Source organism: Lysinibacillus sp. RU7, from assembly GCF_057837305.1.
Genome location: NZ_JBYQFK010000026.1, coordinates 18,457 through 39,300 on the forward strand (window position 1 = coordinate 18,457; position 20,844 = coordinate 39,300).

A 20,844-nucleotide genomic window follows, 5' to 3' on the forward strand; every position below is an offset into this window, starting at 1 on the left:
TTATCATGAAGATCGGAGAAGGAAAATTCACATGCTGCGGGCAAGTACTTAGTGAGAAAAAGTAAGGAGTGATATGCCATGACTAATCAATTAGGCAAACGCTTAGAATGTTTGAAATGTGGCAGTGAAGTAATGTGCATTAAATCTGGTGATGGTACTGTGCAATGTTGCAATGAAAATATGCAGGTGAAAAAACCAGTTGCATTACCAACAGCAGACTAAGTAAAGGAGGTCGTATAATGAAGCAGCAAACACTTCAAGGCTGTAGAGTACTAGAAATTTCAACAACACTTGCAACGAGTTATGCTGCGGAATTATTACGGCAGCAAGGAGCTTACGTTGAAAAGCGATGGACTCCCCATCCTTTCTTTTGTGACGCAGAGAAAGTGCTCGTACCATCGATCTCCTCAACTCATGATTGGGATATCGTATTAATTGATCATACGGTGTGGCTATCACCGTATTTTGGGACAGCGTTGACAATATACATTGACTTTCAACCGTTTCAAACCGGTGAAGAGCGTGAACTGCAAGCAAAAGCAGGCTGGCTAAATGGGAGAGGGAACGAATCACAAACGATTGGTGGTTATCCTGCTTCTATGTTAGTGGCCGCGCATATTGCCTTTCTCGTAGTATGTCAGCTACTTGAAGGAAGACGTGGATCTACAGTGACGGTCCATGTAGCAGAAATTTTAACGAGTGCCGTAAAAGGTCGCTTGTTTACTTCAGAGGAGCAAGGAATTGTACCGATGATGATCGCGCCGGCTTTAGACGGTCATATGTTCATTGGTGCACCGAGTGATGAACAGTGGGCATTTTTAACACGTTGGGCAGAAATTGATTTGCCACATTGTACGACACAGTCAGAACGAAGGCTACAAAAAAGGAATGTCGAAGAGGCATTAAGGAAATGGAGCGCAAGGCAATTACGCCAAGAGCTGATGGTACTTGGACAGACATTTCGTTTGCCATTTGCAAGTGTGCAATCACATCAGGAAATTGCGGAATGTCCTCATCATAAAAGTCGAGGTTTTATTGAACAACATTACATGATTCGTTCTCCATGGATCATGTCGAAAGGGCTGGCAACAAAGCAGCCCTTTTCTTTTACAAATTTTCAGGAGCTACGAATTGTGGATTTGACTGCCATGTGGGCTGGACCGTATTGTACAAGATTATTTGCGGATTTAGGTGCTACGGTCATTAAAATCGAGGCACCACATCGACCGGATGGGATTCGCGGGCAGTCTGGTACAACGCCCTTTTTTGAAGAGCTAAATCGCAACAAAAAATCCATCGTTTTAGATTTGTATGAAGAGAAAGATAAAGAGTTGCTATTGAAGCTTATTAAAGACAGCCACATCGTCGTGAATAATTTTAGCCCGCGTGTAATGGAGAATTTTGGTTTGACAGATGATGTACTACAGCTACATAATCCATCCATTATTAATGCATCGTTATCAGCATTTGGTCAAACAGGTCCTTATCGAGATTATGTTGGGTATGGCTCAACACTAGAGGCGATGGGGGGGATTGTAGCGCAAACAGTGGACCGTATGACCCCTGTTTTACCACTGTTTTCGATCAGTGATATGATGGCCGGGATTGTGGGGGCGTTCTCAATTGTTCTTGCCTTATATGAGCAAATGACAACGAAAGCTGCTTATACGATTGATGTCTCACAATATGAGGTCGCCACGATGTTAGCGTGGGTTCCTTACGAGTATATAGTGAATACATCATGTGTCAAAGCATTATGTGAAGATGAGTACCATTTAATAGAAGAAAAGCCAAATTGGTGGCAAAGAGATGACTATGCAATCCGAATAGAACGAGCGCCTTATTTTGATGAACATACCGCTTTTTATAAAGCAAAATACCGCGATGAAATGAGGGAATGCACATGAAGTATCAATTTTTTAACATTACGCAACGAGCAGGAATTGCCTATGTACAGTTGACAGATCACGTCACGCAAAATGAGTGGCGTGCGCCTTTTATTCAAGAATTACGAGACATTGCGATTTATTTGCGCGATGCAATCGATGTGAAAGTAGTAGTAGTTGGTTCGAGTGCAAAGGAGTTTTCCATTGGTAGTAGCTTACCTACCATTCATGATGGGGACGTACCAGAACAGTATCAAACAGTCGCACTTGCTACAGAAGCCATTGAGCAATGGGCAAAGCTACCGTATCCAATTATTATGGCGATTCATGGGCAATGTACATCACTTGCGTTTAGCTTTGTTTGCATTGCAGATATTCGAATCATTGCAGATGATGTGCAATTTGCAGTTCCTGAATTGGCACACGGGTTAGTGCCAGCAGGGGGCATTACACAGCGGTTACCGAGAATAATTGGCAAAGGTGCAGCGATGGCTATCTTACTTGGGCAATCTACTGTAACAGCGGAGGATGCGATGGCACTAGGCTTGGCAACGACAAAAACAACACGTGAGGAACTGTGGGATCAAGCGTGTGAAGAGGCACAGCGCTTAAGTGAACTGTCTATTTTATCTTTACAATATACGAAGGAATGCTTGTATCGCGGCAGCGAGCTCCCATTTGATCAAGGATTACGTCTAGAGTTAGATGTGTATTTATTGTTACAAACGACACGTGACCGGATGGAAGGGGTCGAGGCCTTTTTACAAAAGCGGAAGCCACATTTCATTGGGGAGTAGGAGGAGATGAGATGGAACGAATCGTATTATTAGAAAGAGAAGAAAATATAGCAATCATTACACTAAATGATCCTGAAAAATTAAATGCTGTTAGCGTGGCGATGCGTGATGCCTTGTATGAGCAAATCGTTGCTGTACAGTTGGACCCTACAATAGATGGCATTATTTTACGAGGGAATGGAAAAGGATTTTGTGCGGGCGCCGACTTAAAGGAGTTTGGTACAGTACCTTCCGTCATTGAAAAACGTAAAATTCGTATTCAGCATGATATTTGGGAGGAGTTCCGTCGTTGTCCAAAACCAATCGCTGCTATTTTACATGGTTTTGCAGTTGGCTCAGGCATCGAGATGGCGATGATTTGTGATTTTCGATTTGCTGCACCAAAAACAAAAATTTCTTTGCCAGAATGTGCCCTTGGGATGTTACCAGCAGCAGGTGGAACCCAAAGCTTGCCTCGTTTAATGCGTCACGGGTGGGCAATAGATTTTGCAATGAAAGGGTATTATTTGTCTGCAGAGGAAGCGAAAGCGCGTCAAATTATAACAGACATTTTTGAAGAAGCACATTTATTTGATGAGGTGCTCCGTTTTATGAAGCGTGTCACAGCCTATCCTAAAGCGGCACAGCAAATTAAACGTTTAATTTCTTTTGGGCTCGATCGATCTTTAGAGCAAGGGCTTGCTTTTGAACAAACCCTCGTAAAGGAAAATTATAAGCAACGTTTTATATGGAATGGCTAGCTCTACTTTTCAAGAAAGTCTTGTGAAATTTTCGCTGTATATTGTTTCAGTAGTGCTTCCATTTGTTCTTTGTTGTCATTTTTGAAACGAGAAAGAGGCAAGAGAATCGTCAGTGCAGCGACCGGCTCGTCACCTTTACCCCAAATCGGCGCGGCGACACCAAGCATACCATCTGCCCGTTCACCAATGCTCCAAGCATAGCCATCCTGCTTGATCGTGGAGAGCTGTTGTTTCAGACGTTCTATATGAAGCGTTGTTTCGGTATGTTGGATATAGGCGGTGCGATTAAAATAAGTTTGTAAGTCTTTAGGTGACATATACGACATATGTAATTTACCAACAGCACCGTAGTATAGGTCGTACTCTTCACCTAATGGAGCAGTGACCTTTAAACCCTGCTCACTTTCAATACCCGATAAAAAGATAAATTTATTACCTGAACGGATTGATAAGTAAACAGATTCCTTTGTAATCGCCGCTAATTCCTCCATGTATGGACGGGCGATTGAGACAATATCCGGTGCTTGGAATCGGTTCACGATTTGGAAAAGAATAGGTCCTGGCTCATAGGTTTTACTTTCGTTATTTTTTAATAACATCCCACGATCCGTTAATGTAGCCGCTAGTCGAAATGCCGCGGTTTTACTAATTTGTAACTCGCGCTCAATATCGACTAGTCCTAGTGATTGATATTTTAAGAATAATGTCAGTAAAGAAATCGCATTATCTACCGTACTTAAACGATGGACAGTTTTTGAATGTTCCATAACGTGCACCTCTTCTAGTTTGTATTGCGAATATAGGAATTAATTTCAAATTATATATATAAATAGATTAAAACACAACAATTGTTATGATGAATGATAAACTCGCTCACCATGAATCCATGTTTCTAATACATGCATATGTTGAAGCTGAGCAAGAGAGCAGTGCATTGGATGATGTGAAAGAACGACAAAATTAGCATCAAAGCCGGGTGCCAGCTGTCCTATTTGGTGCTGCTCGCCCATAACAAGGGCAGCATTGGTCGTATAAAGGTGAAGCGCATCTTCTCTTGAAACAGCCTCATCACTATTTACATGAGCACCATTCTGCGTTTTTCTTGTACAGGCGGCATATATACCGAGCCATGGCGAGATGGGGGCGACAGGTGAATCAGCACCAGCTGCGACCGTGATGCCTTTTTGCAGTAAAGAGTGCACTGGATACAGCCAAAGATGTTCATCTTCGTCTACTTGCTGTAGGTACCGATCTCCGTGAGTGTATATAAACGGTGGATTCGTCACAACTTGGATTTTTTGCTCTTGGATCATGTCGAAAAAAGCTTCCGGACATAGGCTAAGGTGTTCAAAGCGACAAACGCCATTTACTTCAGGTAGTTGTGCGCGTACCGTTTGTAAAGCATCGAGTGCATGCCACACCATTTCAGGCGTTACGACATGAATGGCAACCGGGCTATTAGCTAGGAAAGCTTGCTGGATCATTTGCACAATCGATTCTTTTGTCGGATAAATTTCAGGCATTGTTTCTAGCACAATTTTTAAAGCGCCGCGTTTAAATATCGGTACATGGTATAAAGCATTAGGTAGTTCATCAAAGTGAGTAGCATTCGTCATCCATTGGACTGGAATTTTCCAGAAATGCTGTGCCGCTTTTTCCCATAATGCAAGTTGGGGTGATGAAGTCGTAGGTGACGCATCACATATCGTCGTAATACCGACAGATAGAAGCTTCGACTGTAAAGCTTGCATGCCTGCTAGCCACTGTTCTTTGGCAATTTTAGGCAGGACGCATTCATTTAGTAAAGCATCTGCTCCGTGAATGATACCTGTTGGTTGTCCACATGCATCCAACTCTATATGAATGCCGTCTTGTGAATGCTGCTGAAGTGCTTGTTGAAAATGGTGCCAGCCTCGACTATTTAACGCTGAAGTATGGCGTGTCACGTAACGTACACGAATCGGATGATTGGTAGAGATTTCATCTAATACGTTCATCGTCAGTGTCTCTATATGGTTAAAATGAAAAGGATGATAACCAGTAATACGCACCCACTCACCAGCAGGAATGGAAGCAATTTGCTCACGGATATATGCTAAAAGAGCTTCTTTTGTTTGTAATGATTTTGGTAGGTGAATACTAAACTGCTCACTAATCATCGCTTGTAAGTGACAGTGGGCATCAATCAAGCCTGGTATGATTACATGTTGTTTTGCATTAATCTTATTTTTCGCTTGATAGGGGGAGTGGTCTTCGTGCTGAAATACAGCAATAATTTTTCCATTATGAATGGCCATGCTTGACGCAACCGGCATAGACATGGATTGCGTTAAGATGATGGCATTATAAATAAGTGTATCGACTTTTTGTAACATAAGATAGGTTCCCTCCTTCTTTAGAAAGTGCCACTATCTTATCACAAAAAGACAGAATAATTGAATAATAAATGAGGTGCTCACTATGCAAAATCAAAAAATATTAAATTGGCAACTTGTCACATTGCCTATTCCTTATGATTTACGTAGCATGAACAGTTATGTCATTGAGGAGCCATCTGGTCTCACAATTATTGATACGGGTGATGAATCAGACGAGGCGAAGGAGATATGGCGAAAGGTAATAGGTCAACGCCGTATAAACCGTGTGCTCATTACACATCTACATATTGACCATTTTGGGCTGGCGAGATGGTTTCAGGATGAGTATAACGCAACCATTTGGATGTCTGAGCGAAGCTACGAGGAATTAACGAGAAGGCGAGCGCGGTTTGAAAAAGGTCTGTATGAAGATGATAACTTATCGTTTATGGGTGTTTATGAGATGAAGGTAGATAGCGATGAGTCAGCGGTGTATAACCGTTCTGAGCCTTTTCAAGTGCATGTAGACGTCGTGTTTTCTGAGCATCAAGTGATTGAAGGAGACACATTTACATTACAGCCACTTTGGACACCAGGTCATGCGCCCGACCATTATTGTTTTTACGAAAAAGAAGCAGGCGTGTTATTTTTAGGGGATCATTTGTTAGAAATTATTAATCCGATTGTGATGCCTTCTACCCGCTTACAAAATCCGCTTGGCGTATATTTAGAGACATTCAAACAGTTACGTCAGCTAAAAATGCATCATGCTTTACCAGGGCATGGACCAGCGATTAAAAATTTTCATGAACGCGTGTCACAATTAATGTTGCATTATATAGATAAATGTCAGCAAATTTTAAATGCTATTCCTGTAGAAGGAGCGACCGTAAGCGATATTACCGATCAAGTATATGCACATAAGCCTCCGAAGTTGCGCGGAGCATCTCTTATTCAAGTTGTTACGTACGTGCATTATTTGATGGGGCGCGGTTATGTAAAGCAACAGCGCAAAGGACCAAGTTATTATTTTTATAGAACCGAAATGACAGATCAGGAGTCCGTTATTCCTTATTTAGGCTATCCGATAAAAGATTAAAACAGGATGCTTTTGTTAATTTGCTCTATTGATGAAAAATTTCAACTAGATTCACATATTATTTCTAAACACGAAAAAAGTACGTTTACTTTTTATAAGCTGACCTCTATAATGTGATTACTTTACATATAGGGGAGTTTTATTTATGACAGAGCAACATAAAGGCATGCTATTTGCGTTCTTATCCTATGCCATTTGGGGCGTATTTCCGCTGTTTTGGAAGTTACTTGAGCATGTGAACAGCATCGAAATATTACTTGGACGTATCATTTGGTCGTTTGTATTTACGACGTTATTTATTTTATTGATAGGGAAGCGAAAACAGTTAGTAGAAGATTTACACTATTTATGGCAACATAAACCGCAATTTTTTTCCTTGATGGCCGCTTCCTTTTTTATATCGATTAACTGGTATATTTATATTTGGGCCGTGACACATGATCGGGTTTTAGAGTCTTCCATGGGGTATTATATTAACCCGATTATTTCAGTGTTGTTTGGTATGCTTATTTTTAAAGAAAGGCTATCACGTGCGACAATCGCTGCGTTAAGTGTTGCATTGTTAGGCGTGCTTGTAATGACGGTGAATTACGGTCAAGTACCATGGGTATCGTTATTACTTGCGTTGTCATTTGCGACGTATGGTGTATTAAAGAAGCGTATTGTGTTGGAAGCGACACGGGGTCTTGCGATTGAAACACTATTCATTTTGCCACTTGCACTCATGTATTATGTATATTTATATAGTAATGACGCGATGCAATTTTTACATGTAAGTTGGCAAACGGATATTTTGATGATGATTAGCGGTATTATTACAGCGATTCCACTCATTTTATTTGCGAAAGGCGCGCAAAAAATTCCGCTTTATTTAATGGGCTTTATTCAATATGTTTCACCGACAATTACCTTTTTACTAGGTGTATTTTTATATAAAGAGCCATTTACACACGTAGAGCTTTTTGCCTTTAGTTGTATTTGGACAGCGATTATGATTTTCTCTTACTCTTCTATCCATGAAGCGAGAAAGCGTCATGCGCTATCCTTAAAATAACATAGTAGAAAAACAGGTTTGTTGATGGATTGGCTCTTTCTTGTTCAAGAGTGCTTGGAAAAAGGGGGCGCTACTTATTTGAAAGCGATTATTTTAATGTCCTGATTGTGTCACTTAGCGAAATCCACATACAACTTAATTTTAAATAAGTGTCAAAAAGGGTCTATTTACCTAAATGGCACTTATTTATGATTAAGTTGTATATCAAAAACGACCAATTGCAATTTGGTCGTTTTTTTAAATTGATGTCTAATTTTTTTAGTGAAAAATTGTACAACATCATCTTTTCTTATGACGATCTACAGGATTTTATTGTTTTGAATCCATTAGCACTACATAAAGACATATATTAATCATTCTAGATAATAACACATTTTTTGCGAAAACCGCGTCATTTTGTTCATTTTTTATTCTAAACCGCCCTTTATTCTCCCTCTGCTCCAGCGTTCTTTGTAATAGATTTCTCTCTTTTTTATCACAGTAGCGAGTTATGGTATGGTCTTTTTTGCATCAAAACATGCCGTTTTTAGCTAAAATACAAGCAAAATGGGCTGATTCGCTCTTCATGTATAGGTTGATTTTAAAAATCAAACAGCTCTGTTGGAAAATTAAAATGAACTTTTTTAGTTATCATTTCAGAAAAAATTCTGTATAACATTTACTAATATTTTGGCTCATCACTGTAACCGCACATTCCGTTACGGGTGGACGCTTTCCGCGGGCGAGGTCGAGCCTCCTCGTCGCTCATGCTTCGCTCCTGCGGGGTCTCGACTTTCTCGCTTTTCCCGCTGGAGTCGCCACCCTTCACTCCATGTGCTTTAGAATTTTACATTTTTAACCAAGGACATATTTTGATATTGAACCAATAAAAAATAGTGAAAATTTACAGTAAAAGTGAATACTTCTTCATATTCCATAAAAAATTTTTTTATTGTAGAAAATAGCATATTAAAAAGGTGAATGGGATGTAAAATATATTTGACAGCCTATTTGTCTTATTTTATAACGATGATGTAAAACATGTTTTACATCAATTTGAATTTGAAGGTGCTGTTCATATGCAAAATAGAATAAAAGAATACCGAGAAAAGAAAGGTATTTCACAAGGTCAGTTAGCTGATTTATGTAATGTAAGTAGGCAAACTATTAATGCAATTGAAAATAATAAATATGACCCAAGTTTACAATTAGCTTTTGATCTTGCGGAGACTTTAGGTGTTAAAGTTGAAAATTTATTTTTGAATGAGGAGAGATAGAAGATGAATACTCGAAAAATAGGTGCAATTATATTTGGAACTGCTACTTTAATTGTGATAAGCTATTCAATTTTTAAAATTTTCACAGGAAAAGAAGTTGGATTCAATGAAGTTGTGGGGATGGGCATATTATTGATGATGTTTTTCTCCGCAATGACATGGGGAAATAAGAAAGAAAAAGACGGTATATTACAGGAAGAAGAGCTAGGACAACGAATTACGGAAAAAAGCTCGAAAATCAGTTACTTCATTCTATTATTGTTTATTTTGGTAGCTGTGACAGCCGATAACTTCATAAATGGTACAATTAATGTCTTTCTATTAGGAATATTGGGTTTAGCGATGATAACATTACCTTTTGTTGAATTTTTGGTTGCTAAAAAGTATCAGTAAATATATAAAATATTAGGATTTATATGATAAATACTGTGGGGCTGTCCACACTACTTTTCGATTACCCGAAATAAGTTGCTGCATCATCAGATGGGCAACTTATTTTCTTTTTTTGAAGGAATTTCTCTAATTATGTCGAATACATCCAATTGTACAAGCAAAAGGGGGTAATTTGGATGTACGTAACAATAGGGGATAAACGCTTTGATTTTCATAAAGTCGGGCTAGATGTGTTGGAGATGGGGATTGAAAACACATTCGCAAAGTTCGACAAAATGACATTGAAGCAATTGTTGGAGCAAAAGAAGTATGAACATTTAAAGCTCGAGGCAGGAAAAAAATGTGACTGGTTACTCGATCGACCAGCTGGGGAAGCATTACTTGAGCTAAAATTCATGGGGAATCCGTATTACAAGCAGTTTTTAAATAATTATGGGGATTTGCCTTTTTCACGCTTTGTTGTAAAAGGGAATGACGAGCTTTTACAAAAAAATGGTGTTTACAATATTATTGTAAATAATGAGCTCGTTTTTTCAGGTGTATGTGCAAGGGCTTTCAAAGAACGGTTTAACCAGCATATTGGCAATATTTCAGCGAAAGGCTGTTATCGTGATGGGACGGCTACGCATTGTCATATTAATGCCCGGTTAACAGAGGCTTTTGACAAGGGGAAAATTCACTTTTCTATTTGTCCGATGAAAGATACAAAAGAAATGAATCAACTTAAAAACGCGATTATCCGACGCTTTGAACCGACTTGGAATTTACGAGCGGGCAAGGAAGTAAGCGGATTTTTGCGTTCGTAGCAAATTGTCGAACAATCTAGGTGGAGAGGTACCATGCCAAATGTGTTCTTGAACGTACCTACAGCTAAAGTGCATATTTTGGTAAAAACCTTTAAATAATGAAAAAGAATTCGCTCATCTTCTTTATAGAAGAAAGCGGATTCTTTTTTTATCGCTGGCAGGTGATGAAATAAATTGTATGGGGACCGGTAAGTCAAGTCCATATTTTTATAATAACCTAGATATGCATTAGAAATATTTTATTTTCGTTAAAGTTTTGTGTGTTTTTTGTTTTAAAAGTGTTATTTAAGGTAATAGACTGTAAAAAGGATGGGTGATGATGAGAGAAGCCTTTCGTTTTTACAAGGACGTGCATCGCCAATATTTATGGTTGCATGTGATTTACGCTATGTTCCTTATAATGACATCTGTATTTTGGTTTGTATTGCCATTTTATATTGTAAATTACGGTGATTATGAACCAACCCTCCCATTGAAAATTGTATGCATTATTTTTCTTTGTATCTTTCCTTCGATTATCGTTACATTTCATTGTTGGTTTATTAGCTTTACTGCAGCGAAAAGATGGCGTGATCGCCGAACGGAAGAAAGTGTAATGGGATGGTTAATTCGCTTTCAAGCAATGGCATTTTCGATTGTAGTTATCTATCTATGCATTATTTATTCCTTATTCCTTATCATTGATTTCTTGCGTTAATCATTGATTTTAGTTCGCTAATATGAAGTTTTGCTCGCTTGCCGCATTTCACATTTATCACACGTCTCTGCCATGAAATTTTCACAGTCCAAATAAGCGATTTTTACACAAAAATTTGGTACGATGGAAGCACTACAAAGAAAGGAACGAAATGTTATGGCTACGGATATTAATGTATTTTTAGCGTTCGGTGCAGGTTTCCTGAGCTTTATTTCACCGTGTACATTGCCGTTATACCCTGCGTTTTTATCTTATATTACAGGGATGACATTAGATGAGCTAAAATCAGAAAAAGGGATGCTACAAAAGCGAGCAATTTTACATACGCTATTTTTCCTTCTAGGGTTTTCAATTATTTTTATTGCGATTGGATTTAGTGCATCATTGGCGAAAGATTTCTTTATTCAATATCAGGATTTACTGCGTCAAGTAGGGGCTATTTTAATCGTTATATTTGGACTAATGATTGTTGGGTTACTACAAGTAGACTTCTTGATGAAAGACCGAAAATTTCAATTTAAAAATCGTCCGAGCGGTTATATTGGTTCAACGCTGATTGGACTTGCATTTGCGGCAGGGTGGACGCCATGTACCGGACCCATTTTAATGTCAATTATCGCACTTGCAGGTACAAATCCTGATGCAGGTTTGTGGTACATGCTGGCGTATTATTTCGGTTTTGCGATTCCATTTTTCGTATTAAGCTTCTTTATTTCACGTATGGGATGGATTCGTCGCAACAGTCAAAAAATCATCAAAGTTGGTGGTTGGATTATGATTGCGGTCGGAATACTATTATTCTTTGACGGTTTAGATTATATAATTCGCATTCTTTCCCCGATTTTTGGTGGATTTACTGGGTTCTAATTTGATACAATGAAGCAAACTATGTATTTTAGTGGTATTTATTGTGAAGGGGTTTTAGAATGTCAACTGTATTAATTGTAGATGATGCGATGTTTATGCGTGTCGCCATCAGCAATATGTTAAAAGAATGGGGATTTGAAGTTGTCGGGGAGGCAGCAAATGGTAAGCAAGCGGTTGAACAGTATCGGAAGCTGCAGCCAGATATCGTAACAATGGATGTAACGATGCCTGTCATGTCAGGGATCGATGCGGTAAAGAGGATTATCGCCGAATTTCCAAAAGCAAAAATTATTATGATTACTGCGTTAGGGCATCAGCGATTAATTGTAGAAGCGATTGAACATGGTGCGAAAGACTTTATTACAAAGCCATTCACACCTGATAAGTTAAAGTTAGTCATCCATAATGTATTAGGAGCATAAGAAGGTCAAGCGACAAGGGGAGGGATTCGTGTGTTTGATGCAATACCTTCTCAACTTTTATTTCTCATTACATCTGTAGGAGCCGTAATGATGGCAATCTTTGTGATGTTTGTAAGATTACGGTCGCAAAAAAATCCTGTCAATGAGAAAAAAATTATTATACCACCGATTGCGATGTCTACTGGGGCATTGATGTTTTTATTTGAAGAATTTCGTGTAGCGCCCCTTCAAATTTTAGAGGCGACTGCGATTGGCATTTTATTTTCAACGGTACTCATAGCTACATCGAAGTTTGAAGCGCGTGATGGCGCTATTTATTTAAAACGTTCAAAGGCATTTGTTTTAATTTTAGTAGGGCTATTAGTATTACGTATTATATTAAAGCTTCTATTCTCCAATAGCTTAGATGTTGGGGAGCTAGGTGGTATGTTCTTTATTTTAGCATGGGCGATGATTATTCCATGGCGCCTTGCTATGTTAGTGCAGTTTAAAAAATTGAAAAAAACAATAGTAAGTTAAAAAAATCCTTACGAGGCTAGTACTCGTAAGGATTTTTTTATTCAAATAAATGCTCGTATGGGGAGACGTCAATTTGCATTTGGTCTAACTTTTTACGTAAAAACTTATGGTCTCGTTTAGGTGTTGCTTGAATATAGCCCCGAATAATTAAATCTTGCGTAATGGTAGAGGATTTTTCTTCTAAAGCAATTTCACCGATTTTCCCTGCAATTTTTTCTTTTGCTACTTGGCGGAAAAGTTCTGGGACGGGTGATGTTAACTCAGCTAATAATGCTTTAGAATCCTCACTCCATAAGTGGATTGTTTTATCTAAGTAATAATTTTGCCAATCTAAATCCGATTTACCATCAGCTTTTGGTAACGCTTTTAAGAACTTTCTAAACATAAAGAAGCCGCCAATACTCATTAAAGTGATGAGTACGACTACCCAAAATAAAATAAACCATAAAAACCAGCCATTTAACACTGTCTTCACCTCTTTACTCTCTCTACATTGCTATTATAAAAGTTTTTGCAATTTTTTTCATTAGGTATGTCCCTTTATATGTGACGAATTTCGATATTAGTTAGTGAAAGGGGGGATGAGAGATGGCAGTGTTTCAATTTCAAAATGCAACATTCACATTAAAGTTTTTAACAGGGCACAATGAGGAAGGCGAGTCAGTGTACAAAAAAGTAACGTATCGTAACATCGTAGAAACGGTGACAGCGGATCAGTTAAACAATGTGGCTACAGCGATTGCAAGCTTAACCGATTTTGAGCTTGTAGATGTTGAAAAAACAGAAAAGCAGTACGTCATGTAATGGTGATAAAAAACGGTGAGGAGGTGAGTGTATGACACAAGTGTTAGAATTAATTTTTGAACTAGCAGATGGAAAGGCACTAACGATTTCGGTGCAAAACCCGAAATCAAGCTTAACGGATGTAGACGTCAATCATGCGATGCAATCGATTATTTCAACCAATGTATTTGTACGTGATGGACAAGCTATTGTAGCGAAAAAGTCTGCACGTATTGTGGAACGTGCTGTGACAGAGTTTGAAATGAACTAACTAACAAATGAAAGCCGGTGGGAGACGTCTCACTGGCTTTTTAAAGGTAGGTGAAAGAGATGGAGCAGTGGCTAGCACTCATTCAAGAAATTAGTTTTCCTATTTTTATATCGTTTTATTTACTGTATAGAATTGAAACGAAGCTTGAAGCAATTCATACAGCACTGCTTAGCATGAGGCAGTAATTGTGAAATATAGTTTCACGAATTTGTCTAAAAGCCTTCACGAATGGAACTATTGTATTCTTACCTACAATTCGTTAAGATGAAAACAACGTAGGAAGAAGTGGAGAGAGATAGATGAAAAAGAAATATACCCTATTAGTCATGTTGCTTATTGTTTCAGTTCTTATAAGTGCATGTAGCAACTATAAGTTTAAAGCTGCTACAGAATATGAAGTGCAACCGTTCACTGTAACGAATCATCGTGGGGAAGAAGTATCCCTTGAAAGCTTCAAAGGCAAACCTTGGCTAGCCATGTTTATTTTTACAAACTGTACAACGATTTGTTCACCAATGACGTACAATATGACAGAAATACAAAATCAGTTAATTGAACGTGGGGTAGAGGATTATAATATTGTGGCGTTTTCAGTGGACCCGGCAACGGATTCACCGGAAGTGTTAGCCGATTATTTAAGCCGCTATGATGTGCCAGATGAGTCGAAATGGCATTTAGTAACGGGGTATGATCAGAAGTTTATCGAGCAATTTGCGCTTAATTCATTTAAATCGCTTGTAAAAATGCCAGAGAACTCGGACCAAGTACTACATGCGAATACATTCTATTTAATAGATGAGAAGGGAATTGCCGTAAAAAACTACACAGGCTATTCTGAACAAGAAGATGGCGTATCATATGATACAATCGCGATTGATATGGAAACATTAATTGAAGAACGTTTACAACAATAAAGCGAAAGTCGTCACTGTGGTGGCGGCTTTTTTTTATAGACAAAAGCAAGAATTCGCAGATACCCTATTACAAGTTGTGCAATATGCATTAAAAAACGACCACCCGCAAAAGGATGGTCGCGACGATTAACACTTCACGAGTGAAGCCTTTTCTAATGCTTGTGCAAAGTCTTCTAGTAAATCTTGCTCATTTTCTAATCCTACAGAGAAGCGAAGTAATCCATCTGTAATGCCGCGTTTTGCTCGTTCTTCCGGCTCCATCGCGGCATGGCTCATTTTAGCGGGGTACGATAAAATCGACTCCACGCCACCTAAACTAACCGCGAACACCGGAATTTGCATCGCCTCTACAAACGTTTTTGCCACTTCATACGAAGGGAGGCTAAATGATAATACGGCCCCAGCTGATGTTGATTGGCGAGCATGAATCGCTGCACCTGGATGATTTGCTAAGCCAGGGTAGTATACTTTTTCGACAAGTGGATGCTGATTTAAGTATGTAGCTAATAGACCGGCAACACGTGTAGATTCGTTAAAGCGAACCGCTGTTGTTTTCATATTTTGAATGAGTGTGTAGGCATCTTGTACCCCTAAACATGAACCGAAGGAGTTTTGGATAAAATACACTTGCTCACTTACAGCAGGGTCTTTCGTTACGACAAGACCTGCTAGGATATCTGAGTGACCTGATAAAAACTTTGTTGCTGAGTGAATAACAACATCTACGCCTAAATCAAGTGGGCGCTGATGAATGGGTGTCATAAATGTATTATCTAAAAATGTGAGTGCCCCAACTTCGCGGGCGATTGCTACAATACTTGCGATATCCGTAATTCCTAAAGTAGGATTTGATGGTGTTTCAATATACAGTAGCTTTGTTTCAGGTGTGATGGCAGCGCGAACGGCTTCAACATTTGTAAAATCGACAAATGTATGTGTAATGCCAAAGCGCGGCAATACTTTTGTCACAAAACGATACGTTCCACCGTATACATCCTCTGTAATGACGATATGGTCGCCTTTAGATAGTAGCATGAAGCAAGCCGATACAGCGGCCATACCTGTTGCAAAGGCGAAGCCACGATCGCCACCTTCTAACTCGGCAATGGCACGCTCTAATGCAGCACGAGTTGGGTTTCCTGAGCGGGCATAATCGTATTCGCCAAATTCATCCATCGATTCTTGGTGGAATGTAGAAGATAAATACATCGGTACATTGACGGCCCCTTTTTTATCTGCATAGCCTTCACGAACGGCACCATGCACTAAAGCTGTTTCGATTCGACTCATCCTCTACACTCCTTTACGTAACGTATCAAATACTTGTTTTAAATCGGCAATAAGATCCTCTGCTTCTTCTACACCTACAGAGAAGCGAAGTAGACGGTCACATACACCACGTGCTACACGTTCTTCATACGGCATATCTGCGTGTGTTTGTGTTGCAGGGTATGTGATAAAGCTCTCTACACCACCTAAACTTTCCGCAAATGTAATGAGTTTCATATTGCGTAAGAATGGATCTACCATGTTTGCCTCTTTTAAGCGGAATGATAGCATGCCACCTTTTCCTGTATAGAGCACATCTGTTACAAGCTCTTCCGATTGTAAATATTCAGCTACTTGTTTGGCATTCGCATCATGTTGTTTTAAGCGTAAATGCAACGTTTTAAGACCACGAATAACTAACCAAGCATCCATTGGGGAAAGGACAGCACCTGCCCCGTTGTGGATATAGGCAAGACGTTCACAAAGTTCAACACCTTTGGCAACGACTAAACCAGCTAACACGTCATTATGTCCGCCAATGTATTTTGTTGCACTATGGACAACAATATCAGCCCCTAATTCAATTGGACGTTGGAAATAGGGTGTATAAAATGTATTGTCAACGATTAATAATAAATTGTGCTTCTTAGCTAACTCGTTATAAGCAACTAAATCAATTTCTTGCATTAATGGATTCGTTGGTGTTTCAATAAATAAAGCTTTTGTATTGTCATTAATTAAGCTTTCAACAGTCTCTATAGATGTGAATGGTGAATAAACAGGCTTAATATTGTAAGTATCACCGTATACTTTAAATAAACGGTATGTCCCGCCGTATAAATCTTCAGGAACGATTAATTCATCGCCAGGGGCAAATAAAGATAAAATAAGTTGGATTGCTGCCATACCGGAGCTACAGGCAAAACCTTGGTCACCGCCTTCAAGGTTGGCAATTCCTTCTTCTAAAATCGTTCTAGTCGGATTTTTAGTACGTGTGTAGTCATACCCTGTCGATTCACCAATACCTGCATGTTTATAGGCTGTTGATAAATAAATAGGGGGGTTAATAGCACCCGTTTTTGCATCACTTAAATTACCAAGTTGTACAAGTTTCGTTTCCATTTTACGTTCAGTCATACAAATCACTCTCTCTACTAACATTAATTTGCGAAACATTTCGAATGAATCGATTATTACACCAATTTACCATGTAAAAGGGTACTGGACAACCTAAGAAATAAAAAAACGCCTATGTTTTCGGATAGACGTTGAAAATTATAGGCATCGTGTATAGACTTGTTGGAGATTAAGCTTGCTGTTTTTTGAGTAAGTCGCGGATTTCTTTTAATAGCTCTTCTTTTGTATCAACTACAGGTGGAGCAGGCTCTTCAGTAACTTCTTGTTTCTTGCGTAAAATGTATTTATTGATAAATTTTAAAGCCATGAAAATGGAGAAGGCGATAATTAAGAAATCGATGACAGATTGGATAAATGATCCGAACATGACGGATTCCTTGCCAACTTTCCATACAAAATCATCTGTGAAATCGATTCCGCCAGCTAGTATACCGATGAGTGGGGTAATAATATTTTGTACTAAAGATGTTACAATGGCATTAAAAGCAGCACCTATGACAACTGCAATCGCAAGATCTAGTACATTCCCCCGCATAATAAACTCTTTAAATTCTTTCCACATATGGATTACCGCTCCTTCATTTGATGTATACTGGTATAATTAAGAGATATTCATTCTAATAGTTTTTCGATTAAAACTCAACTTTAATTCCTTGTATGTTACATAAATGTGATGTGATTTAACTATTTATTTAAAGGCTTGGTGGTATTATGTCAAAAAATAAAAAGAAGAAAAAGAATAAAAAGCCGTTGCTTTCTCCACTATATAAAGTATGTTTAATTGTTCTAATGCTACCTGTTACGGTAGCGATTTATGTAGGGGTTTATTTTGCTTGGGAGGAATTTAAAGGTCTACCGTTTATTAGAGAATTTGTGGAGCCTAGTGAAATGGCAAAGATTCAAGCCAATTTCGATCTTGAAATCCCTGTTGAGTACATCCCGATTTATATGGAGGCCGGGGAAAAATATAATATTCCGTGGACATTACTTGCAGCACATCATCGAATTGAGACGCGCTTTTCTACGATGCAAACACTTGTCTCACCAGTCGGAGCAGAGGGGCATTTACAAGTGCGACCATAAGGTCATATAAGAAATCTCCTTTAGCAAGGAGTAGGCAAGACTACAAAGCCTATCATTACTCAACTTATCCGTGAGGGAAACCAAATATCGGGGAGTGTAGCATGTTGGGAAAGCTATAAGTTATCGAATCATCACGATACGACTGAATAGCAAAATGAAAAGATGTAAACGAGGATAAAAGCTAAACTGCCTGAATGACAGTCCGAGGGGGTTATTGGCCCACCTATGACGGAAGATGATTATATACGTCATACAGCGAAACAGAATGGTTAATTGGAAGCCTTCTCTGAATACACTTTGATTAATTGTGTGTCAAAAGTGAGTAGTCTATCGCTGACCAACTATAATAAATAGTAAAGGGCGAACGTCATATCCGACATTACATCGTGCTAGTTCTTATATGTACTAAATGGTGATTACCTACGTCAGAATGCTTTGAAAAAAAGCTATGATAAAATGTATCTGAATATCTGATATGGTAACGGAGTTCTCGTAGTAGTCCGAGGTGGGGAAAGCCCACTACATGGCGAAGGGGAACAGCTTATCAAGTCTAACTAAAATTGGAAAGGAGCGTGAGGCTCTATGAGAAGTCCAAACACTGTGTTAGACAGTCTAGTGAAACAATCAACACGCGAAGATTACAAATTCGAACGAATCTATCGAAATCTGTATAACGTGGAATTCTACTTAATGGCTTACGCAAAGATTTATGCGAAAGAAGGCAATATGACACAAGGTGTCGATGGGCAAACCATAGATGGCATGAGTCTAGAACGTATTGAAAAATTAATTGAAAGCCTAAAAGATTGTAGTTATCAACCAAAACCGTCCAAAAGGGTTTATATTCCAAAAAAGAATGGTGGTAAAAGACCACTAGGTATACCATCTTTCGAAGATAAATTAGTTCAAGAAGTAGTAAGAACGCTACTTGAAGCCATGTACGAAAAAACTTTCTCGATACATTCCCATGGTTTCAGACCAGAAAAGAGCTGTCACACCGCATTAATGCAAATAAAAGACAGATTTACTGGCGCTAAATGGTTTGTGGAAGGTGATATTAAAGGGTTCTTTGATAACATTGATCACCACAAGCTAATAGAAATCTTAAAAAGAAGAATCAACGATGAAAAATTCATCGACTTAATTTGGAAATTTCTTAAAGCAGGCTTCCTAGAGGATTGGCAATATCACAAAACATACAGTGGTACACCACAAGGCGGAATCATCAGCCCTATCCTTTCAAATATTTATCTAAATGAATTAGATAACTTTGTATTAGCCTACAAAGAAAAATTTGATAAAGGGAAAGGGAGAAAGCGCCTAAAGGAATATCGTACAAGAGAATCCAGATTACATCGAGCGAAAGCAAGATATAAGGAAAAATGGGAAGAAATGAATGAGGAAGAAAAAGAACGAGCACTTCAACACTTGGACGAGTTGAAAAATCACATGATGGAATTGCCTTATAAAGACCCTATGGATGAAAACTACAAACGGATACAATATGTGCGATATGCCGATGATTTCATAATTGGTGTTATCGGTAGCAAAGAAGATTGTCAGCAAATAAAACATGATATCAGCACTTATTTAAGTGAAGAATTGAAAATTGAATTATCACAAGAAAAAACGCTCATTACACATTCTAGTAAAAGGGCAAGATTTCTTGGATATGATATTAAAATTAGTCATGATAATAAAACGACAAAATACACAGCCAGTGGACATAAACAACGTACACGCACAATGAGTTGTGAACTTCTTTTACCACATGAAGTATGGCGAAACAAATTAATTGAATACAAAGCGTTAGAGATAGACGAAAAAACACAAAAATGGAAATCGACTCATCGAGCGCATTTATTGCACAATGATGACCTTGAAATTTTGATGATTTACAACGCAGAAATCAGAGGTTTGTATAATTATTACAAGTTAGCGAACAACGTTTATAAACTAGATGGATTTAAATTCATTATGGAATATAGCATGTATAAAACTTTCGCAAACAAATACAAATCCAGTGTAAGAAAAATCCACAGAAAATACAGTATTAACGGAGATTTTGCGGTAAGATATGAAACTGCCAACGGCAGTAAAATCGCATACTTCTACAAAGATGGGTTCAAAAAGAAATTATTACCATCTTCATATGCCGATGTTGATGTCATTTCTAAAACGAGAAACATTATTTACAACCGAACAGGTCTTATTGAAAGGCTTGTGGCAAAGGAATGTGAATGGTGTCATGCCACAAACGTGGACTTGGAAATTCATCATATCAAGAAGTTAAAAGACCTCCAAGGCAAAAAACGATGGGAAAAGCGTATGATTGAAAGAAACCGTAAAACGATGGCACTATGCAAAAAATGCCACGTAGATTTACACAACGGTAAATTAGACTGATAGGTGGAGAGCCGTATACGCTGAGAGGTGTACGTACGGTTCGGGGAGGAGTTCTTGGAAACCTAGCATAGAAATATGCCAAGGCGCT

25 protein-coding genes are annotated in these 20,844 nt (G+C 38.6%); 19 read left to right on the forward strand and 6 right to left on the reverse strand.

Annotation, left to right across the window (positions count from 1 at the left end):
* Window positions 1-78 precede the first annotated feature (78 nt).
* Genes AC3II9_RS16900 through AC3II9_RS16915 form a run of 4 tightly spaced genes read left to right on the forward strand, consistent with a single transcriptional unit; the run spans window position 79 to window position 3,423 of the window.
* Window positions 79-222, forward strand: a complete 144-nt coding sequence (locus tag AC3II9_RS16900; RefSeq protein ID WP_391369591.1) for a hypothetical protein — start codon at window positions 79-81, stop codon at window positions 220-222.
* A 17-nt stretch (window positions 223-239) separates the two neighbouring features.
* Window positions 240-1,907, forward strand: a complete 1,668-nt coding sequence (locus tag AC3II9_RS16905) for a CaiB/BaiF CoA transferase family protein (protein ID WP_489157314.1) — start codon at window positions 240-242, stop codon at window positions 1,905-1,907.
* Window positions 1,904-2,683 carry an enoyl-CoA hydratase/isomerase family protein gene (locus tag AC3II9_RS16910; protein WP_489157315.1) on the forward strand — a complete coding sequence of 260 codons (780 nt, stop codon included), beginning with the start codon at window positions 1,904-1,906 and terminating at the stop codon, window positions 2,681-2,683. Before AC3II9_RS16905 ends, AC3II9_RS16910 begins: the two co-directional genes overlap by 4 nt.
* 11 nt (window positions 2,684-2,694) lie before the next feature.
* On the forward strand, window positions 2,695-3,423 hold the full coding sequence (locus AC3II9_RS16915; RefSeq protein ID WP_489157317.1) for an enoyl-CoA hydratase/isomerase family protein: 729 nt from the start codon (window positions 2,695-2,697) through the stop codon (window positions 3,421-3,423).
* A gap of 2 nt (window positions 3,424-3,425) precedes the next feature.
* On the opposite strand, the gene AC3II9_RS16920 is transcribed toward AC3II9_RS16915, so the two are convergent.
* The gene (locus AC3II9_RS16920) at window positions 3,426-4,190 is read right to left on the reverse strand and encodes an IclR family transcriptional regulator (protein ID WP_489157319.1); all 765 of its coding nucleotides are present in this window, start codon (window positions 4,188-4,190) and stop codon (window positions 3,426-3,428) included.
* A gap of 84 nt (window positions 4,191-4,274) precedes the next feature.
* The gene (locus tag AC3II9_RS16925; RefSeq protein WP_489157321.1) at window positions 4,275-5,798 is read right to left on the reverse strand and encodes an amidohydrolase; all 1,524 of its coding nucleotides are present in this window, start codon (window positions 5,796-5,798) and stop codon (window positions 4,275-4,277) included.
* An 85-nt stretch (window positions 5,799-5,883) separates the two neighbouring features.
* Between AC3II9_RS16925 and AC3II9_RS16930 the strand changes: the two genes are divergently transcribed.
* From AC3II9_RS16930 to AC3II9_RS16970, 9 genes are all read left to right on the forward strand, one after another.
* Entirely contained in the window at window positions 5,884-6,879 is a 996-nt protein-coding gene (locus AC3II9_RS16930; protein WP_489157323.1) for an MBL fold metallo-hydrolase, read from the forward strand.
* A 145-nt stretch (window positions 6,880-7,024) separates the two neighbouring features.
* A complete protein-coding gene (gene rarD, locus AC3II9_RS16935) occupies window positions 7,025-7,933 on the forward strand; it encodes an EamA family transporter RarD (RefSeq protein WP_489157325.1) in 909 nt (302 codons plus the stop codon).
* A 974-nt stretch (window positions 7,934-8,907) separates the two neighbouring features.
* Complete coding sequence (locus AC3II9_RS16940; RefSeq protein ID WP_489157385.1) at window positions 8,908-9,189, forward strand: helix-turn-helix transcriptional regulator; 282 nt, start codon at window positions 8,908-8,910, stop codon at window positions 9,187-9,189.
* A gap of 3 nt (window positions 9,190-9,192) precedes the next feature.
* Complete coding sequence (locus tag AC3II9_RS16945; RefSeq protein ID WP_489157327.1) at window positions 9,193-9,582, forward strand: hypothetical protein; 390 nt, start codon at window positions 9,193-9,195, stop codon at window positions 9,580-9,582.
* Between the two features lie 176 nt (window positions 9,583-9,758).
* A complete protein-coding gene (locus tag AC3II9_RS16950) occupies window positions 9,759-10,388 on the forward strand; it encodes a GIY-YIG nuclease family protein (protein WP_489157329.1) in 630 nt (209 codons plus the stop codon).
* Between the two features lie 319 nt (window positions 10,389-10,707).
* Window positions 10,708-11,085 (forward strand): hypothetical protein, encoded by a 378-nt coding sequence (locus AC3II9_RS16955; RefSeq protein ID WP_489157331.1) that lies wholly within the window; start codon window positions 10,708-10,710, stop codon window positions 11,083-11,085.
* Window positions 11,086-11,241: 156 nt separating this feature from the next.
* Window positions 11,242-11,952 carry a cytochrome c biogenesis CcdA family protein gene (locus AC3II9_RS16960; protein WP_489157333.1) on the forward strand — a complete coding sequence of 237 codons (711 nt, stop codon included), beginning with the start codon at window positions 11,242-11,244 and terminating at the stop codon, window positions 11,950-11,952.
* 59 nt (window positions 11,953-12,011) lie between these two features.
* Complete coding sequence (locus tag AC3II9_RS16965) at window positions 12,012-12,374, forward strand: response regulator (RefSeq protein ID WP_489157335.1); 363 nt, start codon at window positions 12,012-12,014, stop codon at window positions 12,372-12,374.
* A gap of 30 nt (window positions 12,375-12,404) precedes the next feature.
* Complete coding sequence (locus tag AC3II9_RS16970; protein WP_489157337.1) at window positions 12,405-12,893, forward strand: CcdC family protein; 489 nt, start codon at window positions 12,405-12,407, stop codon at window positions 12,891-12,893.
* Between the two features lie 37 nt (window positions 12,894-12,930).
* On the opposite strand, the gene AC3II9_RS16975 is transcribed toward AC3II9_RS16970, so the two are convergent.
* A complete protein-coding gene (locus AC3II9_RS16975; protein ID WP_489157386.1) occupies window positions 12,931-13,359 on the reverse strand; it encodes a DUF2621 domain-containing protein in 429 nt (142 codons plus the stop codon).
* 122 nt (window positions 13,360-13,481) lie between these two features.
* Between AC3II9_RS16975 and AC3II9_RS16980 the strand changes: the two genes are divergently transcribed.
* The 4 genes from AC3II9_RS16980 (at window position 13,482) to AC3II9_RS16995 (ending at window position 14,861) form a co-directional block, all read left to right on the forward strand.
* A complete protein-coding gene (locus AC3II9_RS16980; protein ID WP_489157339.1) occupies window positions 13,482-13,697 on the forward strand; it encodes a DUF1659 domain-containing protein in 216 nt (71 codons plus the stop codon).
* A gap of 31 nt (window positions 13,698-13,728) precedes the next feature.
* Window positions 13,729-13,947, forward strand: a complete 219-nt coding sequence (locus tag AC3II9_RS16985; RefSeq protein WP_489157341.1) for a DUF2922 domain-containing protein — start codon at window positions 13,729-13,731, stop codon at window positions 13,945-13,947.
* Window positions 13,948-14,006: 59 nt separating this feature from the next.
* Window positions 14,007-14,132, forward strand: a complete 126-nt coding sequence (locus AC3II9_RS16990; protein WP_391369549.1) for a YvrJ family protein — start codon at window positions 14,007-14,009, stop codon at window positions 14,130-14,132.
* A gap of 114 nt (window positions 14,133-14,246) precedes the next feature.
* Entirely contained in the window at window positions 14,247-14,861 is a 615-nt protein-coding gene (locus tag AC3II9_RS16995) for an SCO family protein (RefSeq protein ID WP_489157342.1), read from the forward strand.
* 126 nt (window positions 14,862-14,987) lie between these two features.
* Here AC3II9_RS16995 and AC3II9_RS17000 read toward each other — a convergent pair whose 3' ends face one another.
* From AC3II9_RS17000 to mscL, 3 genes are all read right to left on the reverse strand, one after another.
* The gene (locus AC3II9_RS17000) at window positions 14,988-16,151 is read right to left on the reverse strand and encodes an aminotransferase class I/II-fold pyridoxal phosphate-dependent enzyme (protein ID WP_489157343.1); all 1,164 of its coding nucleotides are present in this window, start codon (window positions 16,149-16,151) and stop codon (window positions 14,988-14,990) included.
* A gap of 3 nt (window positions 16,152-16,154) precedes the next feature.
* Entirely contained in the window at window positions 16,155-17,267 is a 1,113-nt protein-coding gene (locus AC3II9_RS17005) for a methionine biosynthesis PLP-dependent protein (RefSeq protein ID WP_489157344.1), read from the reverse strand.
* Between the two features lie 169 nt (window positions 17,268-17,436).
* Complete coding sequence (mscL, locus tag AC3II9_RS17010) at window positions 17,437-17,829, reverse strand: large conductance mechanosensitive channel protein MscL (protein ID WP_489157346.1); 393 nt, start codon at window positions 17,827-17,829, stop codon at window positions 17,437-17,439.
* A 149-nt stretch (window positions 17,830-17,978) separates the two neighbouring features.
* On the opposite strand from mscL, the gene AC3II9_RS17015 reads away from it, so the two are divergent.
* Complete coding sequence (locus tag AC3II9_RS17015) at window positions 17,979-18,350, forward strand: hypothetical protein (RefSeq protein ID WP_489157347.1); 372 nt, start codon at window positions 17,979-17,981, stop codon at window positions 18,348-18,350.
* Between the two features lie 582 nt (window positions 18,351-18,932).
* On the forward strand, window positions 18,933-20,756 hold the full coding sequence (locus AC3II9_RS17020) for a reverse transcriptase domain-containing protein (protein ID WP_489157349.1): 1,824 nt from the start codon (window positions 18,933-18,935) through the stop codon (window positions 20,754-20,756).
* Window positions 20,757-20,844 lie beyond the last annotated feature (88 nt).

Coding starts and splice junctions, on each gene's coding strand:
- AC3II9_RS16925 (WP_489157321.1), bottom strand. CDS start 5,798: ATGTTACAAAAAGTCGATACACTTATTTATAATGCCATCATCTTAACG.
- AC3II9_RS16985 (WP_489157341.1), top strand. CDS start 13,729: ATGACACAAGTGTTAGAATTAATTTTTGAACTAGCAGATGGAAAGGCA.
- AC3II9_RS16990 (WP_391369549.1), top strand. CDS start 14,007: ATGGAGCAGTGGCTAGCACTCATTCAAGAAATTAGTTTTCCTATTTTT.
- AC3II9_RS17000 (WP_489157343.1), bottom strand. CDS start 16,151: ATGAGTCGAATCGAAACAGCTTTAGTGCATGGTGCCGTTCGTGAAGGC.
- AC3II9_RS16950 (WP_489157329.1), top strand. CDS start 9,759: ATGTACGTAACAATAGGGGATAAACGCTTTGATTTTCATAAAGTCGGG.
- AC3II9_RS16920 (WP_489157319.1), bottom strand. CDS start 4,190: ATGGAACATTCAAAAACTGTCCATCGTTTAAGTACGGTAGATAATGCG.
- AC3II9_RS16945 (WP_489157327.1), top strand. CDS start 9,193: ATGAATACTCGAAAAATAGGTGCAATTATATTTGGAACTGCTACTTTA.
- AC3II9_RS16930 (WP_489157323.1), top strand. CDS start 5,884: ATGCAAAATCAAAAAATATTAAATTGGCAACTTGTCACATTGCCTATT.
- AC3II9_RS16915 (WP_489157317.1), top strand. CDS start 2,695: ATGGAACGAATCGTATTATTAGAAAGAGAAGAAAATATAGCAATCATT.
- AC3II9_RS17020 (WP_489157349.1), top strand. CDS start 18,933: ATGAGAAGTCCAAACACTGTGTTAGACAGTCTAGTGAAACAATCAACA.
- AC3II9_RS16960 (WP_489157333.1), top strand. CDS start 11,242: ATGGCTACGGATATTAATGTATTTTTAGCGTTCGGTGCAGGTTTCCTG.
- AC3II9_RS16995 (WP_489157342.1), top strand. CDS start 14,247: ATGAAAAAGAAATATACCCTATTAGTCATGTTGCTTATTGTTTCAGTT.
- AC3II9_RS16900 (WP_391369591.1), top strand. CDS start 79: ATGACTAATCAATTAGGCAAACGCTTAGAATGTTTGAAATGTGGCAGT.
- AC3II9_RS16910 (WP_489157315.1), top strand. CDS start 1,904: ATGAAGTATCAATTTTTTAACATTACGCAACGAGCAGGAATTGCCTAT.
- mscL (WP_489157346.1), bottom strand. CDS start 17,829: ATGTGGAAAGAATTTAAAGAGTTTATTATGCGGGGGAATGTACTAGAT.
- AC3II9_RS16980 (WP_489157339.1), top strand. CDS start 13,482: ATGGCAGTGTTTCAATTTCAAAATGCAACATTCACATTAAAGTTTTTA.
- AC3II9_RS17005 (WP_489157344.1), bottom strand. CDS start 17,267: ATGACTGAACGTAAAATGGAAACGAAACTTGTACAACTTGGTAATTTA.
- AC3II9_RS17015 (WP_489157347.1), top strand. CDS start 17,979: ATGTCAAAAAATAAAAAGAAGAAAAAGAATAAAAAGCCGTTGCTTTCT.
- AC3II9_RS16905 (WP_489157314.1), top strand. CDS start 240: ATGAAGCAGCAAACACTTCAAGGCTGTAGAGTACTAGAAATTTCAACA.
- AC3II9_RS16955 (WP_489157331.1), top strand. CDS start 10,708: ATGAGAGAAGCCTTTCGTTTTTACAAGGACGTGCATCGCCAATATTTA.
- AC3II9_RS16965 (WP_489157335.1), top strand. CDS start 12,012: ATGTCAACTGTATTAATTGTAGATGATGCGATGTTTATGCGTGTCGCC.
- rarD (WP_489157325.1), top strand. CDS start 7,025: ATGACAGAGCAACATAAAGGCATGCTATTTGCGTTCTTATCCTATGCC.